Raw genomic sequence first — 26,613 nt, 5'->3', positions numbered from 1 at the left:
GCATCATAACGTATTAAAAAACAACAGTATGACAACAGAAAACCCTACCCTATTTACCCATCAGCTTATTACTAAAGGTGATTTAGTAGAATTCAAAAACAACCTTATAGCGGAAATTAAGGAAATCATCAATCACAATCCGGAACCCAAAAAATGGCTCAAATCTTCTGAAGTTAAGAAACTACTCAAGATCTCCCCTGGCACACTACAAAACCTGCGCGTCAACGGAACATTAAACTACACCAAAATTGGAAGTATTATTTATTACAATTATACCGATATCCAAAAATTGCTCGAAATCAATTAACCATTAAAATTTCAAAAAAACAAATAAAAGAACCAAGTTATGAACTACATCAAACACCTTACAGGTTTCTTTAATCGAATAGCGCTTGAAAACACACTTAATCCAACGCACATCAGTTTATACATTACTATTTTTCAATGTTGGAATGTGAACCGGTTCAAGAATCCAATAACTATTACTCGAGACGAAATGATGAAAGGAAGTAAAATTGCTTCTAATGCCACCTATCATAAATGCATCAAAGACTTACAAAGATTGGGTTATTTAGATTACAACCCCTCTTTCAATCCGTATTCCGGTACTTCTATTACAGTCCACAATTTCTCAGAGGGATACAAATCAAAATCCGATGATAATGAGCTGACCTGTTCAAAAAATGAATCAACCCGTTCAAAAAATGACCGTACTAGTTCAAAAAATGAACAGCCTATTGGTCAGGCAACTGAACAGGTTAATGGTCAGCTCTATATAGAGAATAAAAAAACATATAAAAACAATAAAAACAATATAGAGAGAACACCCGAGTTTGAAATTTTAGATGATAATTTAATTTTAGAAAATCCAGAAAAAAATAAGAGAAAAGAAAAAAGTTCCGCCAAAAAAGAAAAGGTTAAAGCTGTCACTTCGAACGTGTCATCCCGAGCGGCGTCGAGGGACGAAAACCCAACATTGGAATTGACAAAAGAGTATTTCAAGTTTCAAGAATATTCCGAGTTTGAAGCAGAGCGATTTTTTAATTATTACTCCAGCAACGGATGGCTGATTGGTGGAAAAACAAAAATGAAAGATTGGAAAGCAGCTGCACGAAATTGGATGATGAACACTAATAAATTTAATGTAAAAACGCCACAAAACATCCCAGTAAAAGAGCAAACGAGAGCGTATAATCTCCACGCAGCTGCGGATAAAAACTACGGGGAACCACTTTAACCTGAACTTGTTTCAGGTTCTCTACGATTCGAAAGACACCTCTCACTGCCAATCTCTAACCTCTCACCCCACACTATGACATCAAAATACAATTATCCAGAAATTATTGCTTGGTTAGAAAAAAAAGGCAAAAAGGATTTTGGAGACAAATTTCAATTCCTAGAACAAGACACGACAAACATCACAAAACTGATTTGTTATTTTCTAGATGATCAATGTACTGCAGCTAAGTTTGAAATCGACCTCAGCAAAGGAATTCTTCTTTCTGGCCCAGTAGGCTGCGGTAAAACTTCTTTGATGGCATTAATGCGCTACGTACCTCAACCAAATAAAAAGTTCTTCATGAAAACGAGCCGGGACATTAGTTTTGAGTTCATCAAAGATGGATATGAAGTAATTCAGCGCTACAGCCATGGCCACAACACCCATGCCGAACATAAAAACTACTGTTTCGATGATTTAGGCACCGAAAAGAACCTCAAATACTTCGGAAACGAATGTAATGTCATGGCAGAGATTATTCTCTCCAGGTACGACATTTTTATATCCAAGAAAATCTACACCCACATCACCACAAACCTCTCCGCATCCGAAATAGAAACCGCCTACGGTAATCGAGTCCGGTCTCGCTTGAGAAACATGCTGAACTTAATCCCTTTTGACAAAACCACCAAAGACAAACGATAATAGCAACCAACCTCTCTGTCATCTCAAGCGGAGTCCAAAGACCGTAACAAACGAACTTTAAACCCTAAACGAGTAACCAAATAACCTTTTCACACAATGAAAAAAATCAACACCTTCTGGAACTGGTTCCAAGACAACAATCAAAGAATCAAAAATAGTTGCAATGAATCTCCTGAAAAACAAAAGGAAATTCTATTTTGGTTAGGCAAAAATATCAGCTACTACTGCAGGGAAATAGATTTTATAATTGTCTTTCCAAAAAAAGAAAATAGCAAAACAGAATTCATTGTCACAGCCAATGGAAGTTCCGATTATTTCCAACAAGTCACCCTTTTAATCGACAATGCACCAAGACTGAGAACCTGGAAATTCACGGCGTTCCTGATGCCAACTGAGAAAATCAATAAAGTTATTGAAGAACTGGAAAAACCATACATAATTCGCGAGAACACTTTAAAAGCAAAAAATCTGAATTTTATAGCATTAGATCATGACCACGAAACGCATAAGTTTGAAATCTATATTTCTCTAAAAAACTACATTTTACTTTGTAATACAAAAACACTTTCCCAAGTCATTTACATAATTTTACAAAACCAAATGACACAAGGATCATTATCCCAAAATAGTAATTTTGTCCAACTGGCACAGCTTCCAGATATAGCGCAAAACGGGATTAAACTACATGAATTACAATACTATCTTGATTCTTTTAAAATAGATTGAATATCACTAAAAGTGGGTATTGTTAATGCAATAAAATCGCTGTTATTTTACATTTTATGAACCAAAACGTACCAATCCATTACAAAACGAATGAATCAATGGATCGTAAAAACGCTACCAATTCCATCAAAATGTGGTAAACCGTAAAGTAAAACAAATCAGAATATTTATTTTTGTATTTCTCGCTTAAAAGTGGATTAGGAATTTAAAAACACTGAGGTAAGCTGTTCATTAATTGAATAGGTTATAAGTTTAAAAATTTATAGATTTACTTTCTCATATTAGTACCATATAAATGCAAATTATTCATAAAATAAACGATTTCTTTTTTACACTATTTCCAGATTTAACTCCTGATAACAAGGATGTAATAACTGATGCAATTAAAAAACAGTACTCTTATGGTCCTTTTATACCAACGGTTACTTTGCAGGAAGATTTAGTTATAATTGATGTCGATACCGAAACTATTATAACCCAAGACGCTGATTACAACAAAACCGTTGCCTTGTGCGACAAAGGAAAATTTGACGAAGCAAGAGCAATCCTCGAAAAATTAATCGATAAAAACCCTACTAATTCAGAGTTTCATAGAATTCTGGGACAAATACTTTCCGAGCAAGGTGACCAGGACGAAGCCATAAATGCTTTAATCGATGCACTACGTTGGAATTCAACTAACGGTTGGGCTCTAATGATGATGGGGAACATTTTTGCCAGACACAAAAACGATGTTACTACAGCTTTGAAGTATTACGACCAAGCGATATTGGCTAATAAAGCTGATCACATCACTTTAGCTAACATTGCTTACCTCCTCTTACAGGAAAACAAACTAGAAGACGCTAAAAAATATGCTTACGAAGCAATCAAGTTAAAAGACAATTATCCAAATACCTCTTTTATTCTTTCACTGATTGCAGAAAAGGAAAATGATTTACAATCTGCTTTTTATAGTACGATTCAAGCTATAAAACAGTCAACTAACGAAGAGGCACTTTACCAAAACGCATTAAAACAAGCCTTTTCCTTGGCCAATAAAATTGCAAGCGATTCCGATGGTAAAAAACTATTTAAAACCTACAGAAGCCAATTAGAAGCTCAGGGCGGAATTGAAATTGACATTTTCAAAGACGACGAAATCCAAACGGCTGCCAAAATAGAATTTGCGGAAAGACACAATCGCGACAAACATATCGTTAAATACAAATCGACCTATCCTGCAGTAGAACATCTAGTAATGCACGAATTGGTCCATTTAGATTTTGTAATCCAGGCACGTAAAGAAAATCTGAACCAAGTATTCTTATCTACTCAAAAAAACAAACAGGATTTCCTCCAAACCATACAACCAGCTATTCAAAAACTGAAAAGCATGGGAGTAGAAGAAACAATGGTTACTAAATTTACGGATGGAATCTTTAATGGATTAAATCTTCAAACCTACAACACACCAATTGATGTGTTCATTGAGGACTTCCTGTACAAAGAATATGCAGAATTAAGATCGTACCAATTCCTATCCCTTTTTAACTTGCTTCAAGAAGCAATTAAGTCCGTAACGGATGAAAGAGTTTTAGATTTAGCCCCGCAAAATATAGTTTCAAAAACTAAAACATATAGCTTGGTAAACGCCATGCAATTCAAAGCATTATTTGGGATTGATTTAATTCCGGAATTCAAAGCTTCAACAGCCGAATTAAAACAAGCCCAATCTTTTTTCAACGAATTTTCAGAAATCAAAGACGATCGCAAACCTGGACAAGAGTTCGAACTAGTAAAACATTGGGGAAAAGAACTCAATTTAGACTCTTTCTTCGAGTTAGAAAGCGAAACTAAATTCGAGACTAAAAATAACATCGATGATTTCCTAACAAAGCTGCAACAAGATCCTTTTGGTTTAGAGGAAGTGGAAGATCCTTTGCAAAAAAGGGAAATGGAAAAATTCCAAAAACATCAAGAAGAAATTGGAACCAACATGGCTATTGTCATGTTTATGGTTGATGCCCTAAAGTACTTCAAAGACAAAGCAGCAGAAGATATAAAACAAACAGCGCTTGAAATTGCCATGTTAGGCACAATGGGTATTGATCCCAATAAAAAAGACTACATCATTTCCAGCATAACCGGCAAACGCTTTTCAGGTAATCAAATCCTTGCCTACTATTATGTTTCTTGGACTTTAGCCATGCCAGAACAAGTGCAACATCTTGGTTTGGATTTTAAAAAAGAATATGAAATGGCAAAGAAAATAAAATAGTTGCAAACTAATTCAAATATGAACAAACAAGAACTTATCTCAAAAATAAAAAAACTAGAGGGCGTAACTCAAGACGAGCGTGCCTATTTAATTAATTTGGTAAACACCAAAAAGAAATACGGCTTAGTTTGGGAAGACAAACCCGAAGATGTGGAGGAACAATTACGAGAAAATCTTCCTGTATTGAAAGAAGTAAAAGAAAAAGCCATCATTAATGGTGAGGAACATCCAAACCATATTTTAATTGAAGGCGACAACCTGCATGCATTAACTGCTCTGACGTTTACACACGAAGGCAAAATAGATGTGATTTATATTGATCCACCTTATAATACTGGTAATAAAGATTTTAAATACAACGATACCTTTGTAGATAAAGAAGACAGCTTTCGCCATAGTAAATGGCTCTCCTTTATGTATAAGAGGTTAAAAATTGCTAAAAAATTATTACATGAAAATGGTATTGTTTATATAAGTATTGATGATAATGAACAATCTCAATTGAAATTATTATGTGACGAAATCTTTATTGAAAATAATTTTGTAGGCACTTTTATATGGGTAAAAAAGAAGAAGGGAAGTCATCTTTCTAAGACTTTGAGAAGTATGACAGAGTATGTTTTGTGTTATTCAAAATCAATAAAAAACATTGAATTATATGGTGAAGAAGCATATGCTGATAAATGGCAACCATTAGTTAAAAGAACTAATTCACTTAAAAATTTAGTTTTTCCAGAAAATTTTTTACAAACTACTTTAAAAAACGGTAAATATTTAGCTGGTAAATATGGAAACGGTACTTCATCAATAAAAATTAAAAATGATTTCAATATCGAGGAAGGTATAATTTTGGAAAGCATTACTGTTGAGGCCTCTTTCGTTTGGGTTCAAAAAAAATTAAATGAAGAAATTAAACTGGGTAGTGCGATATCCCTTTCTTCCAAATTTGGTTTTAATACTTTAAGGCACAATCAGAGTGATAAAATTAAAAGACCATCTTCTTTAATAAATCCTGAAATTGGTGTTGGCACAAATGAAGATGCATATCAAGAGTTAATTAATATATTTAATGCAGAAGGTGTAATGACCTATCCAAAACCTTCTACTTTAATTTCATATTTGATTAATACTTTAACTTTCTATTCAAAAAATGAAAGTCCAATAATTCTAGATTTTTTTGCTGGTACAGGAACATCATTACATTCTACAATGGCACTCAATGCAGAAGACGGTGGAAATCGTCAATGTATTTTAGTAACCAACAATGAAAATAATATTTGTGAAGAAGTGACCTATGAACGTAATAAAAGAGTGATTGAAGGCTATAACAATGCTAAAGGTGCTGCAGTTGAAGGTTTAAAAAACAATAATTTGAGGTATTTTAAAAGTGAATATGTTAGTCGGGATCAATCCATGAAGAACAAAAAAGAACTTGCAAAACTGGCCACAGAACTATTATGTATTAAAGAAGATTGTTACCATGAATTGCATAGTAAAGTGAAATGGTACCGCGCCTTCTCTGGACAAAAATCACAGTTTATCATTATTTATGAGGATATGAAGATCGAAGATAGCTTTGAAATCATTAAAAAGCTCTTTGACGAAAAGAAAAACGACAATCCTGTTAAAGTATATGTATTCAGTAATGGCCAATATCCCTATACGGAGGATTTTGAGGAAGTTTTAGCACTTATCACACTCTGTGCTTTACCTGATGCAATATATAAAGCCTATCAAAATGTGTTGCCAAACAAGAAACGGACTACTGTTCCAGATTTAGAAGAAGATGCAATAGACGAAGAAGGATATTTATTTAATCAAGAAACCGTATAAATTTAGCATGATACATTTAAAAAAATACCAAGACGAAGCGGTTAACGATCTTTCCACTAATTTATGTAAACTGTTAAAAAAATCAGGAAGCAGACAGAATTTAATTTTCAAAGCACCTACAGGTTCAGGTAAAACTGTGATGATGGCTTCGTTGTTAAACAAGTTTTGCGAGGAGTTACCAGAACGTTACGAATTAGAAAAACGAAAAGCAGCGTTTATTTGGATAGCACCAAACAAATTATACATTCAGAGTTACAATGCTCTAAAAGGGTATTTTGCCGAAATGCGTTCTATAAAGCCTATTTTCTTTGAAGATGTTTCAGATAATGAATTACAACCAAACGAGGTGTTGTTTGTCAATTGGGAAAGCATCAACAAAGAGAAAAACACCATGATTAGAGAAAATGAAACTAATAAAAATCTATACAGTTTCATTAACAAAGCCAAACTAAACGATACTGAAATCATTGTTATTATTGATGAAGAACATATGTTTGCTAATACTAAAACAGCAAAACGAGCTAATGAAGTATTGCAAAAAATTTATCCGAAAGTAGAAATTAGAGTTTCGGCAACACCAACAACCAATAGCGATTACAGAACATTGGTAGAACGTCAGGATGTTATTGCTGAAGAAATGATCAAAGAAGGGATTATTTTAAATCCTGCTTTAGATCTAGTAAAGCAAGAAGGTCGTTCTTTAGAAGAAATTTTATTACATCAAGCTCTAACAAAAAGAGAGGAATTATGCCAAGCGTATGAAAGTTTAGGTGTAAAAATCAATCCGTTATTGTTAATACAACTACCCAACGATACCAGTGATAATAACACAGTAGATGATCAAAAGTATATTGATGTGGTTTTACAGAATTTGGAAGTAAAATATAACATTACAGTCAGTAATAATAAATTAGCAGTTTGGTTATCAGGTAGAAAAGACAATGTAGAAGATATTGAAAAGCCAAATAATATGGTCGAGGTTTTACTCTTCAAACAAGCCATTGCATTAGGTTGGGATTGTCCTCGAGCAGGAGTTTTATTGATTTTTAGAGAATTAAAAAGCACCACGTTCACCATTCAAACCGTAGGTAGAATTTTACGTATGCCCGAACAAAAACATTATCCAAATCCGTTGCTAAATCAAGGATATGTTTTTACCAATTTAAGTAAAAATCAAATCGAAATTGTTAAAGACGATATGAGTTATATTACAACGAATAAAGCACGAAGAATAGAAAACTATATTCCTGTTCAATTGAATTCTACTTATATCAATACCCGAATAGTTCGTAATCGTTTAGGTGCAAAATTCAGAAAAGCGTTATATGAAATTGCCGAACTGAATTGGGAATTAAAAAGAGAAATGGGTTCAGACCATTTTTTTGAAACCAATAAAGAACTTCTTAAAAAACGCTTCATAAATACAGATATAAATACTATTGAAATTGTTATTCCAGAGAATGTATTATTGACTGGAGAAGAGCAAACGAAATTGGTAACCGAAACGGCTCGTTTTGCAAAAACGCCAAGTGAAATGGCAAGATTATTCAAAGATTTTTGTAGAGGTTTAATAGCACCTTATGCAGCTGTAGATAGTACGCCAGTTTTAGAAGGAGCTATGAAATATTTCTTTGAAGACTATTTTGGAATTATTGAATACGATGCTATTAAAATAATGTTGTACGACCAAAACCAGCCTGTTTTTATTGAGTTAATAGAAAAGGCTAAAGAGCGCTATCAGGAAATGCAAGAGCAGAAAGCAAATAATGCTACAAAAGATGTTCAAAATTACCAATGGGAAGTTCCAATTGAACGAATTTACAATGAATTATACGAGGAAAAAGAGGAAGTAAAAATCCACGCTTTAGAACCTTTTTATGAATACAATAGGGCATCAAAACCCGAAGTTAAGTTTGCAGAGTTTTTAGAAGATAATGCAGCACATTTAGAATGGTGGTATAAAAATGGGGAAAAAGCCAAAGAGCATTTTGCAGTTCCGTACATCGATTATTTGGGCAAACAAAGTCTTTTTTATGTTGATTTTGTCATACTGAGTAAAACTAATATTACTTATTTATTCGACACTAAAACAGCCGGAAGTGACCCAGCAAATGCACATTTAAAACACAATGCTTTAATAGAGTTTATTGCAGTTAGAAATAGCAAAGGATTAAAAACTATTGGAGGGATTTTAATTGAAAAAGTAAACGGTACGACATCTACTTGGTGGTATTGGAATAATACGATCAGTAATACAAAAGACACTAAGGGTATGGATATGTTTAACCCGATTGCACTTTAAGCATACACCATGGTAAACAAAATTATTTTTTATCAAAGTCAAGATAGCAATGTAGTAATAGATGTAACTTATTTTGAGGATAATTTTTGGCTTACCCAAAAGCTAATAGCGCAGCTTTTTGGTGTAGCAGTGCCTGCCATAAGTAAGCATTTGAAAAATATTTTTGAGTCGGGAGAACTCATCGAAAATGCAGTTGTTTCCAAAATGGAAACAACTGCATCAGACGGTAAAAACTATACTACTTCTTTTTACAATCTAGATGCTATAATAGCGGTTGGCTACAGAGTAAATTCAAAACAAGCCACACAATTCCGTATTTGGGCTACACAAACGCTTAAAGAATACATTATCAAAGGTTTTGTCTTGAATGACGAAATGCTCAAAAACGGAAAACCATTTGGTAAAGATTATTTTGATGAATTACTGGAGCGTATTAGAGAAATTCGCTCAAGCGAACGACGGTTATACCAAAAACTAGGTGATATTTTTGAACAATGCAGCGCTGATTACAACAAAGAAGCGGAAGAAACAAAGCTGTTTTACAAAATGGTCCAAAACAAACTGCATTTTGCTATAACCGGGAAAACAGCTGCCGAAATTGTCTACACTCGTGCCGATAAAACCAAAGATTTTATGGGTTTAACCTCTTGGAAAAAAGCACCAGAAGGCAAGGTCTTAAAAAGCGATGTGACCATTGCAAAGAACTATTTGCAGGAAAATGAAATTGGCGATTTGAATTTATTGGTCAGTGCCTATTTAGATTTGGCAGAGTTTCAAGCACGTAGAAACCAATTAATGAATATGAAAGATTGGTTAGAACGAACCAATAAGTTTTTAGAAAGTAACGACTTAGAAGTACTACCAAATGCAGGAAATATTTCGCACGAACAAGCAGTAGAGAAAGCACATTCAGAATACGAACAGTTCAGAGTAGAACAGGATAAAAAATACATTTCTGATTTAGATCGGGAAATAAAAAAACTCAATAACAAGTAAAAGTTATGATAAATAAAGGCTTAGACACCACTTTTATTCATTTTGGTATTCGTAAAGACGATATGGAAATTATCAAAAATCTTTGTGAAGAACAAGGTTTGGATTTTGAATGGATGCAAGAAAACATACTAAAAGAGTTCCACAATCTAAAGATCAATAATGAAGATATTGATAGCAAAAAGATTGAAAAAATTATCGAAAAGGCTTTAAACAAAATATAAGTACTATGCTCATAACCAAAATAATTGCCAAAAACTTTAAAACCTATCAGGAACTAGATTTAGACTTGACTGTTAATGAAGAGCAGCCTATAATCTTAATTGGTGGAGAAAACGGTGGCGGAAAAACTACTTTGTTTCAAGCTATTTACAGTGCTTTGTATGGGCTAAAAGTCAAAGACGAACAACACTTCAATAAATTACAAAATGCTGGTGAAAGAGCTAAAACCTCCAGTAATAGTAGCAACAAGATTGAATTAGAAATTCATTTTACGGGTAAAGTATTACACACTGATTACAAATATATAATTAAAAGGTTATATACTATCAATGCTCAAAATAATCCAGTAGAAGCCGTAATGCTTAATCTTAACGGGGACATTTTTAATTATGGCACCGCAACGCCTCACGCCGAAAGAGTAAAAAAAGAAGCCGAAGTAAATAAAATAATCAAAGCCAATCTGCCACAAGAATTAAGTAAATATTTCCTTTTTGATGCAATGGAAGCAGGTAATTTGTTGAAAGACGAGTACCTAAACCGTGTTATTAAAGAAAATATTGAAAATGTAATGGGTTTCAATAAATACATCCAGTTAGGAAATGCCACTCATACCCTTACGCAAGAATACATTGCGCAAAGCATAGAAATTGGGGAAGAAAGAACACAGTACAAAAACCTGATAGAGGAGCAAAAGAAGTACCAGGAATTAATCGAATCTACAGCAACACTAAATGAAAGAGCATTAAATTACTCTATTTCTCAAAAGGAATTTTATGAAAGTGCCAAAGAAGGTAAAAATCTACAAGCAGATATCAAAGAACAAATCCTAATCGTTGATAGAAAGATTGAAGATATTTTAAATAAAGAATCACTCTTCATCGAGCAATCAGAAAAATTTCTAAATGATATTGAGATTCAGGTTTTTATTCCAAAGTTGGTTACCATTGTTCAATACGAAATAGAACTAATCCTTTCAGAAAAAGGACAACAAATCAGCAGTGATTTTATAGACCCTGAACAAATCAATAAATTGACGGACAGAGTATTGGAATTCCTAAAAGAACATCATTTAATCTTAGGGGAATTATCTAAAGAACAAAAAACTGCACTTGCAAAATTCATCTTAACAAAATCAAGCCAGAACAATAAGAAAACAGAATACGACTTCATTGATAAAAAAGATGTCACTTATTTTGAACAGTTATTGGGTTGGTCAAGTATTAACCAGTACACTACCCTAGAACAACAAAAAAGCAGTCTAGAAAAGGAATTGGCCACCTTGCCTAATTTAAGAATTCAGCTGCTAGATTTAAGAAAAAACGATATTGGTGGCAGTGAAGATATAATACAAAGCTTTGAAGCCAATGAACTAAAAATTAAAGACTACAAAGACGCTCTTCATAATTATAAAATTGAAAGCGACAAACTAGATGCTAAAATTAAAAGGTTTGATTTGTCTGACGAGGAAGAACCCAATCCTAAACTGGAAGCACTTAAAAAATTAGGCCCTTTATTTTCTAAAATTTCAAATGCTTTGTTGATAAACAAAAAAGCACGTATTGAAGAGGAAATGAAAAATGATTTGAATACAACCTTAGTCGTGTATAAAGACCAAATAGATCGCGTAGTTCTTTCAGAGGATTTAAGTAATCTATCCTTTAAAATATACCACAAAGCAGGAAACGAAATATATCTAGACGAATTAAATGCTGCGTCAAAACAAATAATCATTCAAGTATTACTAAAATCATTGCATTATTTTGGTGATTACAATCCACCAGTAATGATAGACACCGTTTTCGGTTATCTAGATGAAAACAGCAGGGCTTCACTATTAGAAAATTATTTTCCAAAACTTTCACATCAAACCATTTTATTAAGCACCGATAGTGAAATTAGAAAATCGATTGATTTGGCTAAAATTGAGAACTTCATTTCAAAGAAATATACACTCGTTAGAGACAAAGAAAACCAATTGACACATGTTGTCGAAGGGTATTTTGAAAAATATAATTAAGCGGTTATGGCAGCAATAGAAACAGGTTTAAGACAAGCAGAGGCATTAAATTCAAAAATGAATGATTTGCGCGAGCGATTGGAAAAACACATCAATTTAAAACAGTACACAGACAATCATAAAAACGTTACTCCAAAAGGTAATGCAAAACTGATGCGTATTTGTTTAATTGCTGGGTTGTCAGATACCGAGAAAAGAAACAAGGAACTCCTCAATATTCAAATGTCGTCTAATAGTATTCACCCAACACTATTTACGGTACATAATTTAAATGGCATTTTGTCCTCGATGATTAAGTTACGTTACCACGATTTAGACATCAATTGGGAAGACAATATAACAAAAAGTAAAGTTGTAAACGCTGAGATATTCAGAGGTTATGATTTACTGATGAAAGGCGAAACATTACACGATTGGTTAAAAGTCAGTACTACAGCATCCATCAAAGCAGGTCAAATACCGTTGCTAAACTTAAATATTGGTAGTTATGATGGAGATATAAGTGCCTACTTAGATATGAATAGTAAGAACGTTACCAATACTCAAATATTGATTGCGGGTACTACTGGTTCAGGAAAATCAAATCTATTGGCCGTTTTAATGAACGAGATGCGTTCCCTTTCAATAGAAAGTAACTATCCCGTAAATTTCCTTTTCTTCGATTACAAAGGAGAGTTTTCAGATATAGCGAATAATGATTGGTTGCAACATTTTGAGTTAGATCGTACCGCTATTTTAGATCCAATGGTAGAGCCATTACCATTTACTCCGTTTAAAGATTTTGTGGGTAAGACACAAAATGAAATCAACATGTATTCTACCGCATTGGCTAATGCCCTTTTAGCAATCGATAGTGCAAAGATTAGTGCAAACATGAGTAATCGCCTATCAGAAGCAATTATAAACGCATATAAAGAAACGAAGGGTAAACCAATAAATTTCACCATCATAATTGATCATTATACTGACTTACAGCCTCAAAATGAAAAAGATAGAGTAGATAGTGTAAAATCAGTATTAAGTCAATTAGAACGCTCTAATCTATTTTCAAATGAAGATCGAATCGATTTGATTGGAAATAGTTTTATTGTTAAGATGGACAAATTTCCAAACGATGGTCCATTAGGAAAAGCCATAGTTTATTTTATTGTTTCCAAACTGAACTCAATCTACGAAAACTTACCGGTACAAGCCAATGATAAAGAAAAAGTAGAACTAAGACATTTCACGATTATTGATGAAGCACATTATATGTTAGGCTTTGACAATAAACCACTTCGTGATTTGATTGCTGTAGGACGTAACAAAGGAATGAGTATCATTCTGGCAACTCAAAATATGGATGCATACAAGAGCAAATATTTTGATTTCTATGCTAATGCACAATACCCTTTAATCATGAAGCAGCAATCCATAAACGATGGCGTACTGAAAGATATGTACGGTGTATCAGGCAATGAATTAAACGATATTAAACAAGCAATAGCAGGACTTCAAAAAGGGGAACTAATCATCAAAAATAATGATGCGATCTTAATGGGCTTTGGCAAAAAATATAAAAAAATCAAGGTTAGACATTTGATATAATATAGAAGCATGGTTGGTTAATAATGGTTATAATGCTATGATCATAATACTAACAAGGTAAAGAAATAAAATCTAATACAAAGAAGATTTTACGGCAATGATTTTTGAAGGTTTAATAGATTCAATCCAGAAGGGAATAAATAATTCAGCTGGATTGAGATAGGTTAAATTATAAATTATAAAAAATATGAAATAGTAAATTAGAGGAGGAGCCGGAGAATACGTTTTATGGTATAGAGCAATCTAGCGCAACATTAAACGCTGTTGTGATGACTGAATTCCAGTTATGCAAGAGAATTGATAACAATTATCTCTGAGCAGAACTGTTATCTCCAGCGCTGAACATAACAGTTCAGTCAGAGATAATATAGCCGTTATAGACTTATAAATAGTTGATGATTTCATTTTCATTAATTTAATTTGTAAATATATAATAATAATTACCCGACTTGAAGGAGCGATGTTTAGGCATCAATAACGCATGTATTCTTCACTTGTTGTAAAAAATAAGTAAAAGCAATGCTTCGTCGTCGACCTCCTCTTTTTTCACTTTAATAAAAAAATATGGCTGTCAACAAATTAATAAAAAAGGAAAAGGATTGGTTTAAACTAAAACGATATCCACACATAGACAATCCTTTGTTGGCTAAAGACCGTCATATATGGATAGAACCCTACGTTACAAATCCACTAAAAGTAGCAGCTCATAATTTTTATCCACTTATCCATAAAAAAAGTAAAGTTAGAAAGTTCCGCAGAGAATATTGTGAAGTATGTGGAAAACTACTTTACACTAATCTAAATGGTAAAAAAACATTTCGTAAAGCTGCTAAACCTAAAGAAAGAGAATTATACTATGCAGGGCATATAGATGCTTTAGTGTATAGTTATTATGCTGAGTTATTGACAAAAGAATACGAAACAATTCTGTCACATAAAAACTTAACAGATGTGGTAACTGCTTATAGAAAGATACCAGTAAAAGTTGGTGCAAAAAAACACAAATGTAATATCGACTTTGCTGTAGATGTTTTTAAATCAATAAATGAATATCCAAAAGATAATTTTGTAGCTATAGCTTTTGATATAAAAGGCTTTTTTGACAATCTTAATCACAAATTGTTACGTGAAAAATGGAAAAAAGTTTTAGGTTTAACAATCGAACCTTTACCCGATGATCATTTCAATGTATTTAGAAACATCACTAGATTCAGTTACATTGATTTGGTAGATATTTTTCAAGAATTTCAAAATCAAATTTTTGTAAAAGCTTTTGCAAATTGTAAACCTGTAATAACAAGAAAGAGAGTTTCAAAAATCAAATACCTAAAAAAATCAAATGCAATTGCTTTCTGTACAAAAGACGAGTATTTAGCAAAAAGGAAAAGTTTAGTTAAAAAACAAAGATTCGTAAAAGATGATTCTGGAAATACTGTGACAAAAGACTTTGGAATTCCGCAAGGCTCTCCAATAAGTGCTGTATTAGCAAATATTTACATGCTTGATTTTGATTATGAAATAAATAGATATTTGGAGAGTATTGGAGGGATTTACCGAAGGTATTCCGATGATATGGTAGCGATTTGTCCATTAGATAAAAAAGAGGATGTAATAAAGGAATTCGCAGATAACATAAAGAATAGTTGTTTGACCATTCAAGATAAAAAAACACAAATCTTTCATTTTGAAAGACATTCGAGAATTTTAAAATGTGGTCAAGAATTTCCTAATGGAATAAATTATAATAAAAACTTTATCTATTTAGGGTTAGAATTTGATGGTTTCGATGCAAAAATAAAATCCGCAAGTATTTCGGGATATTATCGCAAAATGAAGAGAACTATTAAAAGAGGAAAATATTTTTCAAATAAACCTCTAAACAAATATACTGGAGAACTATTCAAATCAAGATTGTTAAAAAGATTTTCATACAAAGGTGCCGATAGAAGGAATAAATACATTTGGAATCCAAGTAAAACGTATTTTGAAATATCACAGCATTTTGATTGGGGTAATTTCATTTCATATGCCAAAAAAGCACAGCAAATAAAGTTTCCAAATAAAATTGAGTCTCAAACAAAAAGACATTGGAATAAATTAGAAAAGCTACTAAAAATTTAATTTTTAAACAGTTAACAAATGAGTTTAGAAATACTACATAATAGAGCGGAACATACCCACGAGAATGAACAATTCAGGAGATTTGCTTTGGAATTAAAAAGCATATTTTCTCAAAGAAATTGGGAAGGTATTCTTATTGGGAATCCATTCAATGATAACTACCATAGGTTTAGAGCAGATGCAATATTATGCTACAATCATGGTATAATATTAATTGATTTTAAAGATTATAAAGGAACAATTATTCTTCCAGACAATGTTGATGGCTTTCAAAAGGATCCTTGGAATATTGAAAATAATATCGACAAGGGTAGAATTGAAATTAAAGCAGGTTCTCATTTTAACAATCCATTCAGACAATTAAAAGCATATCGCCAAGCCTTTTATGAAATTGTTGAACACGATATTTTCTTAAACAGTTATATAGATCCATCAAGAGTATGCATTGCAAATGTGTTTTCAGGCCCCTTAGATTTAAAAAATGATATTCCACGAAGTTTACCTTATTACAAGATTATACAAGAAAATGATATTGCAGCTCCTCTATACGAATTTGCCAGTAAAAATGCATTTACTTTAGACATCGCAGACACTTTAAAAAAAATATTTCCTGCTGAAAAATGGGATGACGGAAAGGCTTTAGTTCAACCATCAATAATAATTGATACCTTTCAAGAAATTGAAAAAGATGTTGAAAAAGAATTAAATAACTTTTTAAAAGACAAGAAAAGCGGTGTTTTTGTTTTAGAATCTATGAATATAAAAAGTCGCGATGCATGGATGAAGCATTTGCTTGCGGAAGCAACTAATTTCGGAATTCCTCAAATAGAACTTTGGGGACATTCAGCTAGAATTTGTAAAAAAATCACAGACAGAACTAGAACAGAAGTAAATAGTATCTATAAAACAATTTATGGTGGTATAAGTCAATCAGATGAAGAGGAAGTAGAAAAAGATGGTGAAAATGAAAACTCCAAATTACTTGAAATAATCCCAATAAAAACAAATGAATATATAGATGAAAATGCTCTGATTATTCTTCACGAAGCACATTTAATAAATAGAAGTCTTAACCAGTCAGATTTGCTACGCTTTGGAAGTGGAAGACTTTTAGAGGATATTTTTAAATTTTTAAATCTTGAAAAAAGTAATAGAAAAGTAATTTGTATCGGAGATCCTTATTCATTATCATTCGGCAAAAATGAAGATGCAGCTCTAAATATTGAAACATTATCTGAATTATTTACTGGTACTATAAATCATCATAGAGATACTAAAATTCAAACGGATTATGATGGTAAAATCGATATAGTTTATAATATTGCTAAAAGTATTGAAGATACTATTTTTAATGAATTAAAATACAACTGGAATAGTTCAGATTTATACCACATAACAAAACAGGAAGTTGAAATTAAATTAAAGAAATGGTTTAGTGAACCAAAACTAATAGAACCTAAAGAGGCAATTTTAATGTATTCTAAAAGGGATGCAAAAAAAACGAATTTGTGGATAAAAAATAATTGTTTAAATAACAGTACAAAGTTTTCAAAAGGAGATTTATTGATAGCAAACAACAATGTAAATATTCCTGATGACACTGGCTTTAATCAACCTAAAAAAGTCATCAATGGTATGTATTTTACATTAAATGAAATAAAGCAGTCTTTGAGTTTTCCAATAAAAATAAATCAAAGTGTTTTACCTATAAATCTAAATTTTATAAAAATTAATGTAAAGTGTTTAAACTTAAATGGCATACCAGAAACAGATGTCTGGATGCTAGAAAATCATTTTATAAGTAATGATGGTCTTTCTAAAGAAGAAAAAATTGCTTTCAGAGTTTTCGTTAATAGAAAATTGAATGAACAAAAAGGGGAAAACCCATTTGTTGATAGTGCAGAATTTAAACTTTTAAAACAGGATAAAGCATACATTGAATTATCTAATGAAGAAAAAGAGGCTTTAGTTATTGTAGCAACAAATTACAATTTACCTAAGGATAAAAAAATTGTAATTAAAACAAATAATAAAGTTCGAAAAGAAATACTTGCAAAATGTAAAGCTAAATATGACAGAAGATTATTAGCTTACATTAGGGAAAATGATCCTTTCGTAAATGCAGTATTTTTAAACTATGGTTGGGCTTTAACAGTACATAAAGCATTGGGCTCATCATTCAATGAAACAATAATAAACAGCTATCAAGGAGAAAGTAAAGGCATCAATAATGCAGAATATTTTAGATGGCTATATACATCAATCGCCACTACGGAAAACCTTGTTTCAATAATTAATCCTCAAGAAATAAATCCTTTAATGAATTGTGAATTTGAAGATTCTTCTAATGGATTTAATGAAGTTAAGGAAACGAAAAGAGGTTATCTTAAATTTCAAAATTTCATTCCAAAAAACATTTACTCAAACAAAGTAGCAGACTTAAATAATGAAAATGTCATAGGAACAATATGCACTTTAACAAAACAGATTGAACCTAAAGGGTATATTTTAGAAAGTGTCCAAAAAAAATCAGACTATTTAACAAAAGTGATTTATTCAATACCACAGTCTATTGATAAGAAATGTTTTTTTAATATTGATAACAAAGGTGAGAAAGATCAATATGCAGTTAGTAATGTTAGAATTGATAAATTAGAAAATGAAGAAAAAGAAATTATTGAAGAAGTAATTGCAAGCTTATTTGTAGTAAAAAATTTGCCTAAGGAAGATTTTTCATTAGAAATCCCAAATGATTTTAGAAAAGTTATTTATTCAAAATGGTCTAAAATTCTTAAAGAAAACAATTACCAACTGAAATTGTTAGAAAGTCATAACAATCAAGACATTTTTTCTGCTAATAACAATGAAAGTAAAATTAAGTTCCGTGTTTGGTATGGAACTAGTGAAAAAGAAAAAACCAAAGGATTCATTAATAAAATAGTGGTTTTAGAAAAGAGTGAAGTGGATTTATGTAATAAATTAAAATCATGGTTAATGTAATGGATAGTAGAACAGTTTATGAATTAAGAAGAGAAGGAAAAATCCAAGAAGCACTCGATATGGCCTTAAAACTTTATCAAATTGACCCACATGACAGTTGGACTCAAAGTGCATTAGCATGGCCTTTAATAGATCTTTGTAAGGCATCTTTAACACAAAACAGCCTTAATCAAGCTCAAAAATATTTTAATCAATTAACAGCAATAAATTTTACGGATGTTGATGATATTATCAGTGGTCAAATTACCTTTTTGAGACCTAAAATAGATATAAATTATTCTAAAATTCAAGAAGCTGAAAATTTAAGTAAAAATGGTAATCACAAACTTGCTTTAAGTAAAATGAAAGCAATGTTTATTAACAAAGAGTTGCTAGATGTTCATCACGAAGCGTATGGGTGGGTAATTTACCGTTATATAAAGGCAGAAGAAAATAATATTAGTTCTTTTGAAATACGTTCGTTAATGAGAGATTATATGAATTTAAAAAACGGAAGACCTTCGATGGTTCATTCTGTTTTTTTAAATTTTGCATTACATTTCTCCAAAGAACATTCCGAATTTAACTTGTATAACTTTCTTTTACTTTGGGGTCCTAAAAATCTTAGAAGAGAAGATGTATATGAAAGTCATAATGACGGTAAGACGTATCCATCTTTAATTTCAAGAATATTTAGAGAATTCATTGATAAAAAAGTTCAAATTGATTGTAATATTTTATTTGAAAGAATCCCATATCTCACACCAGTAAAAATTATAGAATTACTCCGTGAACCTTATTATTGGAATTTGTTCAGTGCCGATAAAGAAAATAGAAAAGCAGACCTTTGGAAAATATTTGAGGAGTATAATTTACTTTTTAAAAACCAAACTGGTTCAGAGATCCATTCAAAAATTTTAAATTCAGCTATGTTTTCAATGAAAGAAAATGAGGAATGGCGTTTTTTAAATTTCTTTGAAAATTGGAATCCAGAAAATTTTATTGAAAGCGATTGGAAAGAAATTAAAAAAGAGGATAAAATTTATCCTTCTTTAGCAACCAAGGCATTAAAAAAAGCTTTCGAATTAATCAAGGTAGGTACACATTATAGTGATTTAGATAAAATCATTAGTGTTTATAAAACTGCTATTACAAAGTTCCCAAAAGATATTTGGTTGAAACGTGAGTATGCTATTTTGTTAGCTAAAAGCGAGACTACTGAGGAAGCAATTAAAATATATAAAGAATTAGTTCTTGAATTGGGTGATCAAGCTTACGCATGGCATGAATTTGCTTTATTGTTCTCAGATGAGGATATAGATAAATCAATTGGAATGTTATCAAAAGCAATTAAGCTTCAAAAAGACGAAAACTTTTTAGGTAGTACGCGATTGGATTTAGCAGACAAATTAATTAAAAAAAACAAGTTAGAAGAAGCATTAGTAGAGCTAAATAGATACCAAGAATATAGAATTACAAATAATAAAAATGTTGCAGATAAATTCCATGAATTAACTGTATTTGTTAAGGATATTCAAACTCAAAAGAAAGACAATCTAGTATTATATAATGAATATATAACAGTTGCAGAAAATTTTGCTTATCAAGATATTTCGTGGTCTGAATTAGTTTTTGTTGAGAAATGGAAAAACGATAAAAACAAAGAAAAATTAAGTTTTACAGATGGTAATAATTTAAGTTTATCAATAAATGCAAGTCGTTTTCCAATTTTGAAAAGTATTGATGTTGGTCAAGTTATTAAGTTTAAAATTCACAACAAATTAGTAGAAGATAAAAATAATTTACACCATTTTAAACAAGAATATTTCCCATTGCTTGCCGAGGTTTCTGATAAACCCAAATGGAGTTGTTTGGAAGATATTATTGCAGTTGTGGATTATATAAATGTTGAAAAAAACATAGTGCATGCAATTTCAAGTGAAAATAAAGAAGTGTTTTTTCCGATGCAAAATTTATGCTTATTTAAAGGCGATTTTATAAAGGCAAAAAAGTTTCAAAAGAAAATTAGAGAAGAAATAAGAATTGACTTAAAAGAAATAACGAAAGTTAATCAGGAGGAAGTAATTAATAATTTCATTTCACACTTAGCTATAATCGATAGTATAAATGAGGATAAAAAATTATTTCATTACGTTGTGAATAACAGAATTCATGGAATAGTTAGATTTGAAGAAACTGAATTGAAACCTATTGAAGGCGATTTTATTCAAATCAGACTAGTTCATAAATTAGACAAAAAACAGAATAGGATAATATTTAAAGCTATTGAAGTTAATACAACTGAAGAGACAACAACTGCTTTAAGGAAAGACATCTCTGGTTTATTAAAACTAAAATTTAAGCAATATGGCTCTACTTTAGACTGGGAAGATTTAGATCAAGAAGATGAGATACAATTAAACCCATCGTTTGGTTTTATTGGAGATTATTATGTTCCAAAAGAAATTATTGAAAATAGTAAAATTGATAGTAATTGTGGTGTAGATGCTAAAGTTGTATTCAATGGTGAAAAATGGAAAGTTTTTGGACTTAAAAAAAGATGATTCAATTAATGAAGTAGTGCAAAAAGTGTAATAAAGTTTTATAAAAAAAAGTAAATCTAAAATGGGAAATATAGTAGCTTCATTATGCCGTAACTGCGGTTTTAAAAATGAATTTAGAGTTGGAGGAGGTAGATTTAGCTATAAAACTAATTGCCCCGTTCCTGCTATTAATAAGGAAACTCTAGAATTCGAAAATATCAATCATTTTGATCATAAAGATTCTGGGAAATATCTATTTTATTCAAATGATGAATTAAAAGGCGATAATTATAATGATAAAAGATTCAATAATTTTGATCTATATTTTAATGAAGAAGGAAATTACTGCCCCAGTTGCAAAGCCAAAAAACTAGCATTTCGTATAACAATGTATCTAGATTAGTTGATTTAATAATCTCATTCAACTGGTCAAAAATCCCTTCTTGCATATGTATTCATAGCGCAATGCTGCCGGTTGCGTCATTTCGCTAATTTGATTTATCTCGTAAAATGATGATGTCATAGATGATGAATAACAGTACTTTTTAAATTTGGATAACAATATTTTGTCTGTTTTTTAGTATATCTTAGTTCTATAAATCAGTAAGGAGATTTTTTATTTAAACGTTCAAAGTATGAATCAGGCAAGTTTTACCATTAGAAAATCAAAATTAGAAAGTGAGTTAATAAAAATAGCTAAAACGCTAGGAGCTGCATCCAAGTGGGATCAAAGCACAGTCATTGAATTAACAATCACAGATGGTCTACTAACATTGGTTGTTCCTGGATCAAGAATTGAGGTCAAATGTGAAACAAAAAGTACTGCTAAAGCAACAATAGGCTTCTTTTATTTCAAAAACATTGTTCAAACTTGGAACAATTTAATAATAGATTGTTTTATATTGGATAATGTCATTAAAATAGGGGTCACTTCCTTTAAAGCAAAATCCACTTTTTTTGAGTCAGATCGAATTTTAAGAAGTATTAAGTTACCAATGAACTATTCGGTTTATCATCTGTTACAGTTAGAAAACAGAGGTTTTACTCCAGAAGAAATTGATTTTAATGGCTTAGAATTTGCGGTTCATCAAGCAAAAAAAGAATTCAAACTTACAGTCAGAAAAACAAAGGAGTTACTTAAAATTTATGGTGTAACTGCAGCAGAAATAGAAGAATTACTCAACAGTAAAATACGAAAGTAGAAAGGAATCACAAATCATAAAGGGTGTGCCAAACCACGAAAAGAGGATAATATCACAACAACGTTTCCGTTAAGCATTACGAGCAATCAAGCGGTCTCCCTTCGGTCGTTCCCTTTGTTCCGTTCGGCAGTTCCAGTCGGTCAACCACATATTTCCACAAAAAATTTTCGTGTAATTTAGGGGATCTATCTTAATCATAAATAGCTTGGTTTCCCTCCATTCCACAGACACTACACATCACAAAAAAATATAGCAGTCCCGCTAAAAGAAAAGGCGAGACAGCTATTTTTTTTGCGCCGTTCCGTTCCTCATCTCCACACGGTCACTTCCTGCGTTCGTCGGGGCTATTACAGCCACAATACAACTTCATTCCGTTCCGCTTCGTAAACTACGCTGCTCTGCAATCAGCAGTATCATGTCTGTCGCCCCTTATTTTTTCAGCGGTTGCTCCTTCGCACAGCCATCGGGGTTGGCTCCGTTCGGTGAAAAACCTCACTTTGCCCTAAATCAAGGTTTCCCTCCAAAAAAGTCGGGAGTGTTTTATTTTTTCCCCGCCGTTTCACGCTCCTATCCGCTACGTTTCGCTCCGTTTACCCTGATAAAAATCAGGGTCTCCTCCACTTAACTCTCGCGTCTAGGGTGGCTATTCGATTGCCGCAACACCGCCAACTTCGCTCCTCATACGCAAATAAAAGTTCCTTGTCCCTGAAAAACGGGACACCACTTTTTTGTGCTCCTTGCGGTGCTTGGGGGTGTTTGATTGCCGTTTCCATAAGAACGTTCTCCTAAAAAACAATGCTTACCAATGATATTTTGTGCTAACAAGAAAAAAAAATAAATAAAAAGAAAGCAAATTTAAGTTACGGTTTCAAAAAGTAAAGTTCAAGCCCTCTGGGTTTTTGAAAAAATCTCCACCCTTACATTTTCAGTACAACTCTTTTTCTCCGTCGATAAGCATCGGTTTCCATTGCAATAGTCGGGTAGTATTTTTTCAAAAAAACTTGACTCCTTTTGAAACCTCCTCTTCTTAGACGACTTTCTTTTTTTTCTTTTTCTTTTAAAAATATAAGGGTGCCGAGCGCAGCGAGACACACAATCTAAAATCCGAAATCATGCCAAACTTCATCATCAAAACCCATCAGAAAGAAACCATTTACAAGGGAAACCAAATCTTTATTCTCAACAAAGGAATGAACAGCGGCAAGCCCCAAAAAGAGCCTTTTACCAATAGTTATGTGATCATTTTTTCATCCGACGAAGACGGCGAAATGATTTACTGGCTAGCATACAGCCTATGGCAAATGAAATTTTGGCATCAGCACCTTATTGGGTCCGTTATTCCATTTATCAGAATTAAAAAATTCAAAACTGAATTTGACCAAAAAGTCAATCAATTACTTTACGACTTCGAGCAGCATCAGAAAGATATTGATGCAATCAAAGCGCTAGAACTACAAAAAGAACATCTGGAGAAAAATCTAAAACTGATTAATGAACTAAAAAAATGTATTTTGTCTAGGTACTGTCGGTAAACAAAAAAAAAGCCTAATCTCGCGATTTAGGCTTTCTTATAAAATTCAGTAAAGGTTACCACACAAAAACTGAATCTCTATTTTTTATTTTTGGTCAACCGCTTTAAAAGAAGTGAAACCAGAAAACTAACTATCGCTCCAACAACTGCTAAGATAATAGTTTTTACGATATCTTCAGAAAAGATATTGGATGCAATACTCAACAACGTTCCTAAAATGGTGCCCGATTTTAAAGTAAGATTAGTCTCCATCGCTTCTAGATTTTGGAATTATTTCTTGTTCTACCTTCAACAGGGCTGCTTCATCAACTGTAATCTGACTGACAGCAGAAATAACACCTCCGGCCACAGCCATATATCCTGCAATACTTACCACAGCAGCAGGCAAAACAACCGGCGCCGAAATCACACTTCCGCTTATGGCCAACAAAGCCAATCCAATGGCTCTCAAAATCCTAAAAAATTTAGGAGTTGGCGATTTTACTCTTTCTACTAATTTCATAGTACTACTTTTTAAGATTGAACACTTATTTTCACTACTTCATTACGATCTAAAGCGGCGTAAACCAAAGATTTTAGCTTTTCAAACGCTTTTCGGAAGCAACGGCCCTTTCCTACTCCGCTATGTTGCGTTACAGGAGCAATACAGCCCAACAATTCTTTTTTGGCGTCATTGGCGGGATGGACTAATATAAAATCTCTTCCTGGAACATTTCTCAAATGCAAATGCCAATTAAATTTTGGGCTAAACCGCTTCTGCAAAACATATTCTCCTTCCGGAATACAAGAGATACGCCTTTGATTTCCCAACCAAGGCAATTCGATGGTATAACAAACTAGTGTGCCGTTCCATTCTAGCATCCCTTGCGTTCCATCAGGAAAATAGATTCTGGTTAATACCAAAACCATCTTACAATCCGCTTACGCTAACCAAAGCTAAAGGGTTGTAGGATCCATTTTTCAAAGGATACATCTGGCCATTTACCTGTTGATAAAATTCAACACCTAAAGCCAAAAACAACGGTTTTGTGCTGTTTGGGGTGACCGGGTTTACATGACTAATCGCCGCTGTTGCTGTCATATCCCATGGAAGAATAGCAGTTTCAGAATTCGTCGAAACGAAAGTCTCTGCCTCAAAATCAATTTCAGCACCAGCTGAAATAACTTTGAAATGTGTCGTTCCTCCTGGAGCTGCAATCATATTAGCGGGAATAAACGAATCCAAATCAACGCTGATATCTCCAGATACTCTGTCGATTATCCCTACATAGGGAGCAAACAAACTGGTCCCCAGTTTCCCTCTGATGTTGAACTCAAAACCAATAAGCAATTCAGCCTCACCATCAATTACATTTCGTAACCCACGCTCGCTAATCGTATCCGCTTGGATCACTTTCACCATCGCTTGGGTAAGTCGACTCACCACTCTACCGTCCGCAGAATTTAGAAGTAAGACTCTCAGAGCCGTTCTTAAAATTTTCCCAGCCTTGCCAGCTCTTCCAAATTCAGAACCGTTCTCACGCGTTCTTTGAAACGCAGGATCATTTTTGATTCTGCTGGCATCGATGCCTCCTTTTTCACGTGCCAAATGCCCATCTTGGGTTTTGTAAAAAGTAATATCTCCAATAGTACCTTTCAACTTAATTATGCCTTTTTGTCTTGCCATAATTCCTAAAATTTAAGTTTATAATTTGTTTTAAATAGTCTCTCGATCCACTTTCCGTTGCAACAATTCCAATGAATCCTAAAACAAATTTTAGCCAATTAAATCGCATAAAAAACACTCCCCTATTCCATATGTCCCTTTTAGGTATAAATGACAGGAAATAGCACAAATGTCTCATCCCACCACCCAAAAAACCGCAACAATTGTCCCTTCTGAACAAAAGAGATTTTTTACTAATTTTATCTAGTCAAATAAATTGGATTACAGGAGTTTCAAGTAAGTCAAAGCCCAATCAAAGCTATAGATAGAGTATGAAAGCAGAATATAAGAGATTGTGTATTTACCCGAAGGATATACAACGCATTACCGGAAAGAGCTATCGCCAAAGTATTAGATTGTTACAAAACATCCGAAAGGAACGCAATAAGCTCCAAAATGAGCTTGTATCTATAGAAGAGTTCTGCCAATATACAAGCCTAAAAATTGAACAAGTTGAACCATTAATTATTGGGTAGTAACTTTATTTAACCTCGTCAAATTTTGAACTTTACTAGGCTAATAACTTGTTCAATCATCGGTTCATTTACATGTTCATTTTTTAGTGTGGTTTATCCTCAAAAATTGTAATAAATCTGCAATATTTTGTATATTTACTGAACACAAATTGATAGAATACATTACGATAAAAAAGGGGGTGATTTCGGTTA

At 32.5% G+C, this 26,613-nt stretch carries 21 protein-coding genes; 17 read left to right on the top strand and 4 right to left on the bottom strand.

All coding sequences use genetic code 11. The annotated features are described in order from the left end of the window. Positions 1-28: 28 nt before the first annotated feature. From H4V97_RS00265 to H4V97_RS00185, 17 genes are all read left to right on the top strand, one after another. On the top strand, positions 29-307 hold the full coding sequence (locus H4V97_RS00265) for a helix-turn-helix domain-containing protein (RefSeq protein WP_209548608.1): 279 nt from the start codon (positions 29-31) through the stop codon (positions 305-307). Positions 308-346: 39 nt separating this feature from the next. Continuing rightward, the gene (locus H4V97_RS00260) at positions 347-1,237 is read left to right on the top strand and encodes a transcriptional regulator (RefSeq protein ID WP_209548607.1); all 891 of its coding nucleotides are present in this window, start codon (positions 347-349) and stop codon (positions 1,235-1,237) included. A 75-nt stretch (positions 1,238-1,312) separates the two neighbouring features. Next, positions 1,313-1,924, top strand: a complete 612-nt coding sequence (locus H4V97_RS00255) for an ATPase (RefSeq protein WP_209548606.1) — start codon at positions 1,313-1,315, stop codon at positions 1,922-1,924. A gap of 96 nt (positions 1,925-2,020) precedes the next feature. Next, complete coding sequence (locus H4V97_RS00250; RefSeq protein ID WP_209548605.1) at positions 2,021-2,650, top strand: hypothetical protein; 630 nt, start codon at positions 2,021-2,023, stop codon at positions 2,648-2,650. Between the two features lie 295 nt (positions 2,651-2,945). After that, on the top strand, positions 2,946-4,910 hold the full coding sequence (locus H4V97_RS00245) for a tetratricopeptide repeat protein (RefSeq protein WP_209548604.1): 1,965 nt from the start codon (positions 2,946-2,948) through the stop codon (positions 4,908-4,910). Between the two features lie 18 nt (positions 4,911-4,928). Further along, positions 4,929-6,743 (top strand): site-specific DNA-methyltransferase, encoded by a 1,815-nt coding sequence (locus H4V97_RS00240; protein WP_209548603.1) that lies wholly within the window; start codon positions 4,929-4,931, stop codon positions 6,741-6,743. A 7-nt stretch (positions 6,744-6,750) separates the two neighbouring features. Further along, positions 6,751-9,045 (top strand): DEAD/DEAH box helicase, encoded by a 2,295-nt coding sequence (locus H4V97_RS00235; protein WP_209548602.1) that lies wholly within the window; start codon positions 6,751-6,753, stop codon positions 9,043-9,045. A gap of 9 nt (positions 9,046-9,054) precedes the next feature. Next, the gene (locus H4V97_RS00230; RefSeq protein ID WP_209548601.1) at positions 9,055-10,041 is read left to right on the top strand and encodes a virulence RhuM family protein; all 987 of its coding nucleotides are present in this window, start codon (positions 9,055-9,057) and stop codon (positions 10,039-10,041) included. A 5-nt stretch (positions 10,042-10,046) separates the two neighbouring features. Beyond that, complete coding sequence (locus tag H4V97_RS00225) at positions 10,047-10,262, top strand: DNA modification system-associated small protein (RefSeq protein ID WP_209548600.1); 216 nt, start codon at positions 10,047-10,049, stop codon at positions 10,260-10,262. A gap of 5 nt (positions 10,263-10,267) precedes the next feature. Next, positions 10,268-12,277 (top strand): AAA family ATPase, encoded by a 2,010-nt coding sequence (locus H4V97_RS00220; RefSeq protein WP_209548599.1) that lies wholly within the window; start codon positions 10,268-10,270, stop codon positions 12,275-12,277. A gap of 6 nt (positions 12,278-12,283) precedes the next feature. Further along, positions 12,284-13,864: an ATP-binding protein gene (locus H4V97_RS00215; protein WP_209548598.1), complete on the top strand. Its 1,581-nt coding sequence runs from the start codon at positions 12,284-12,286 to the stop codon at positions 13,862-13,864. A gap of 564 nt (positions 13,865-14,428) precedes the next feature. Beyond that, entirely contained in the window at positions 14,429-15,985 is a 1,557-nt protein-coding gene (locus H4V97_RS00210; protein ID WP_209548597.1) for a reverse transcriptase domain-containing protein, read from the top strand. A gap of 18 nt (positions 15,986-16,003) precedes the next feature. Continuing rightward, a complete protein-coding gene (locus tag H4V97_RS00205; RefSeq protein ID WP_209548596.1) occupies positions 16,004-18,985 on the top strand; it encodes a nuclease-related domain-containing protein in 2,982 nt (993 codons plus the stop codon). Beyond that, entirely contained in the window at positions 18,985-21,528 is a 2,544-nt protein-coding gene (locus H4V97_RS00200) for a tetratricopeptide repeat protein (RefSeq protein WP_209548595.1), read from the top strand. The genes H4V97_RS00205 and H4V97_RS00200 overlap by 1 nt, the downstream gene beginning before the upstream one ends. A 61-nt stretch (positions 21,529-21,589) precedes the next feature. Beyond that, positions 21,590-21,910 carry a hypothetical protein gene (locus H4V97_RS00195; RefSeq protein ID WP_209548594.1) on the top strand — a complete coding sequence of 107 codons (321 nt, stop codon included), beginning with the start codon at positions 21,590-21,592 and terminating at the stop codon, positions 21,908-21,910. Between the two features lie 232 nt (positions 21,911-22,142). Next, on the top strand, positions 22,143-22,709 hold the full coding sequence (locus H4V97_RS00190) for a hypothetical protein (RefSeq protein WP_209548593.1): 567 nt from the start codon (positions 22,143-22,145) through the stop codon (positions 22,707-22,709). A gap of 1,112 nt (positions 22,710-23,821) precedes the next feature. Continuing rightward, positions 23,822-24,241: a DUF6943 family protein gene (locus tag H4V97_RS00185; RefSeq protein ID WP_209548592.1), complete on the top strand. Its 420-nt coding sequence runs from the start codon at positions 23,822-23,824 to the stop codon at positions 24,239-24,241. A gap of 77 nt (positions 24,242-24,318) precedes the next feature. Here H4V97_RS00185 and H4V97_RS00180 read toward each other — a convergent pair whose 3' ends face one another. From H4V97_RS00180 to H4V97_RS00165, 4 genes are read right to left on the bottom strand one after another with little or no spacing between them, the layout of a single operon-like run. Then, positions 24,319-24,492: a hypothetical protein gene (locus tag H4V97_RS00180; RefSeq protein ID WP_209548591.1), complete on the bottom strand. Its 174-nt coding sequence runs from the start codon at positions 24,490-24,492 to the stop codon at positions 24,319-24,321. Continuing rightward, positions 24,482-24,742, bottom strand: coding sequence for a hypothetical protein (locus H4V97_RS00175; protein WP_209548590.1), 261 nt, complete (start codon positions 24,740-24,742; stop codon positions 24,482-24,484). Before H4V97_RS00175 ends, H4V97_RS00180 begins: the two co-directional genes overlap by 11 nt. 11 nt (positions 24,743-24,753) lie before the next feature. Continuing rightward, positions 24,754-25,149: a DUF5675 family protein gene (locus H4V97_RS00170; protein WP_209548589.1), complete on the bottom strand. Its 396-nt coding sequence runs from the start codon at positions 25,147-25,149 to the stop codon at positions 24,754-24,756. A 1-nt stretch (position 25,150) separates the two neighbouring features. Then, positions 25,151-25,906 carry a hypothetical protein gene (locus tag H4V97_RS00165; protein ID WP_209548588.1) on the bottom strand — a complete coding sequence of 252 codons (756 nt, stop codon included), beginning with the start codon at positions 25,904-25,906 and terminating at the stop codon, positions 25,151-25,153. Positions 25,907-26,613: the final 707 nt, after the last annotated feature.

The organism is Flavobacterium sp. CG_23.5 (genome assembly GCF_017875765.1).
GTDB lineage: Bacteria > Bacteroidota > Bacteroidia > Flavobacteriales > Flavobacteriaceae > Flavobacterium.
The sequence above is the reverse complement of the archived record's forward strand: the minus strand, read 5'-3'. Positions and strand labels throughout refer to the sequence as shown.

Bases quoted from the DNA above. Each gene is read 5' to 3' on its own strand.
- H4V97_RS00265 (WP_209548608.1), top strand. From the start codon at position 29: ATGACAACAGAAAACCCTACCCTATTTACCCATCAGCTTATTACTAAA.
- H4V97_RS00260 (WP_209548607.1), top strand. From the start codon at position 347: ATGAACTACATCAAACACCTTACAGGTTTCTTTAATCGAATAGCGCTT.
- H4V97_RS00255 (WP_209548606.1), top strand. From the start codon at position 1,313: ATGACATCAAAATACAATTATCCAGAAATTATTGCTTGGTTAGAAAAA.
- H4V97_RS00250 (WP_209548605.1), top strand. From the start codon at position 2,021: ATGAAAAAAATCAACACCTTCTGGAACTGGTTCCAAGACAACAATCAA.
- H4V97_RS00245 (WP_209548604.1), top strand. From the start codon at position 2,946: ATGCAAATTATTCATAAAATAAACGATTTCTTTTTTACACTATTTCCA.
- H4V97_RS00240 (WP_209548603.1), top strand. From the start codon at position 4,929: ATGAACAAACAAGAACTTATCTCAAAAATAAAAAAACTAGAGGGCGTA.
- H4V97_RS00235 (WP_209548602.1), top strand. From the start codon at position 6,751: ATGATACATTTAAAAAAATACCAAGACGAAGCGGTTAACGATCTTTCC.
- H4V97_RS00230 (WP_209548601.1), top strand. From the start codon at position 9,055: ATGGTAAACAAAATTATTTTTTATCAAAGTCAAGATAGCAATGTAGTA.
- H4V97_RS00225 (WP_209548600.1), top strand. From the start codon at position 10,047: ATGATAAATAAAGGCTTAGACACCACTTTTATTCATTTTGGTATTCGT.
- H4V97_RS00220 (WP_209548599.1), top strand. From the start codon at position 10,268: ATGCTCATAACCAAAATAATTGCCAAAAACTTTAAAACCTATCAGGAA.
- H4V97_RS00215 (WP_209548598.1), top strand. From the start codon at position 12,284: ATGGCAGCAATAGAAACAGGTTTAAGACAAGCAGAGGCATTAAATTCA.
- H4V97_RS00210 (WP_209548597.1), top strand. From the start codon at position 14,429: ATGGCTGTCAACAAATTAATAAAAAAGGAAAAGGATTGGTTTAAACTA.
- H4V97_RS00205 (WP_209548596.1), top strand. From the start codon at position 16,004: ATGAGTTTAGAAATACTACATAATAGAGCGGAACATACCCACGAGAAT.
- H4V97_RS00200 (WP_209548595.1), top strand. From the start codon at position 18,985: ATGGATAGTAGAACAGTTTATGAATTAAGAAGAGAAGGAAAAATCCAA.
- H4V97_RS00195 (WP_209548594.1), top strand. From the start codon at position 21,590: ATGGGAAATATAGTAGCTTCATTATGCCGTAACTGCGGTTTTAAAAAT.
- H4V97_RS00190 (WP_209548593.1), top strand. From the start codon at position 22,143: ATGAATCAGGCAAGTTTTACCATTAGAAAATCAAAATTAGAAAGTGAG.
- H4V97_RS00185 (WP_209548592.1), top strand. From the start codon at position 23,822: ATGCCAAACTTCATCATCAAAACCCATCAGAAAGAAACCATTTACAAG.
- H4V97_RS00180 (WP_209548591.1), bottom strand. From the start codon at position 24,492: ATGGAGACTAATCTTACTTTAAAATCGGGCACCATTTTAGGAACGTTG.
- H4V97_RS00175 (WP_209548590.1), bottom strand. From the start codon at position 24,742: ATGAAATTAGTAGAAAGAGTAAAATCGCCAACTCCTAAATTTTTTAGG.
- H4V97_RS00170 (WP_209548589.1), bottom strand. From the start codon at position 25,149: ATGGTTTTGGTATTAACCAGAATCTATTTTCCTGATGGAACGCAAGGG.
- H4V97_RS00165 (WP_209548588.1), bottom strand. From the start codon at position 25,906: ATGGCAAGACAAAAAGGCATAATTAAGTTGAAAGGTACTATTGGAGAT.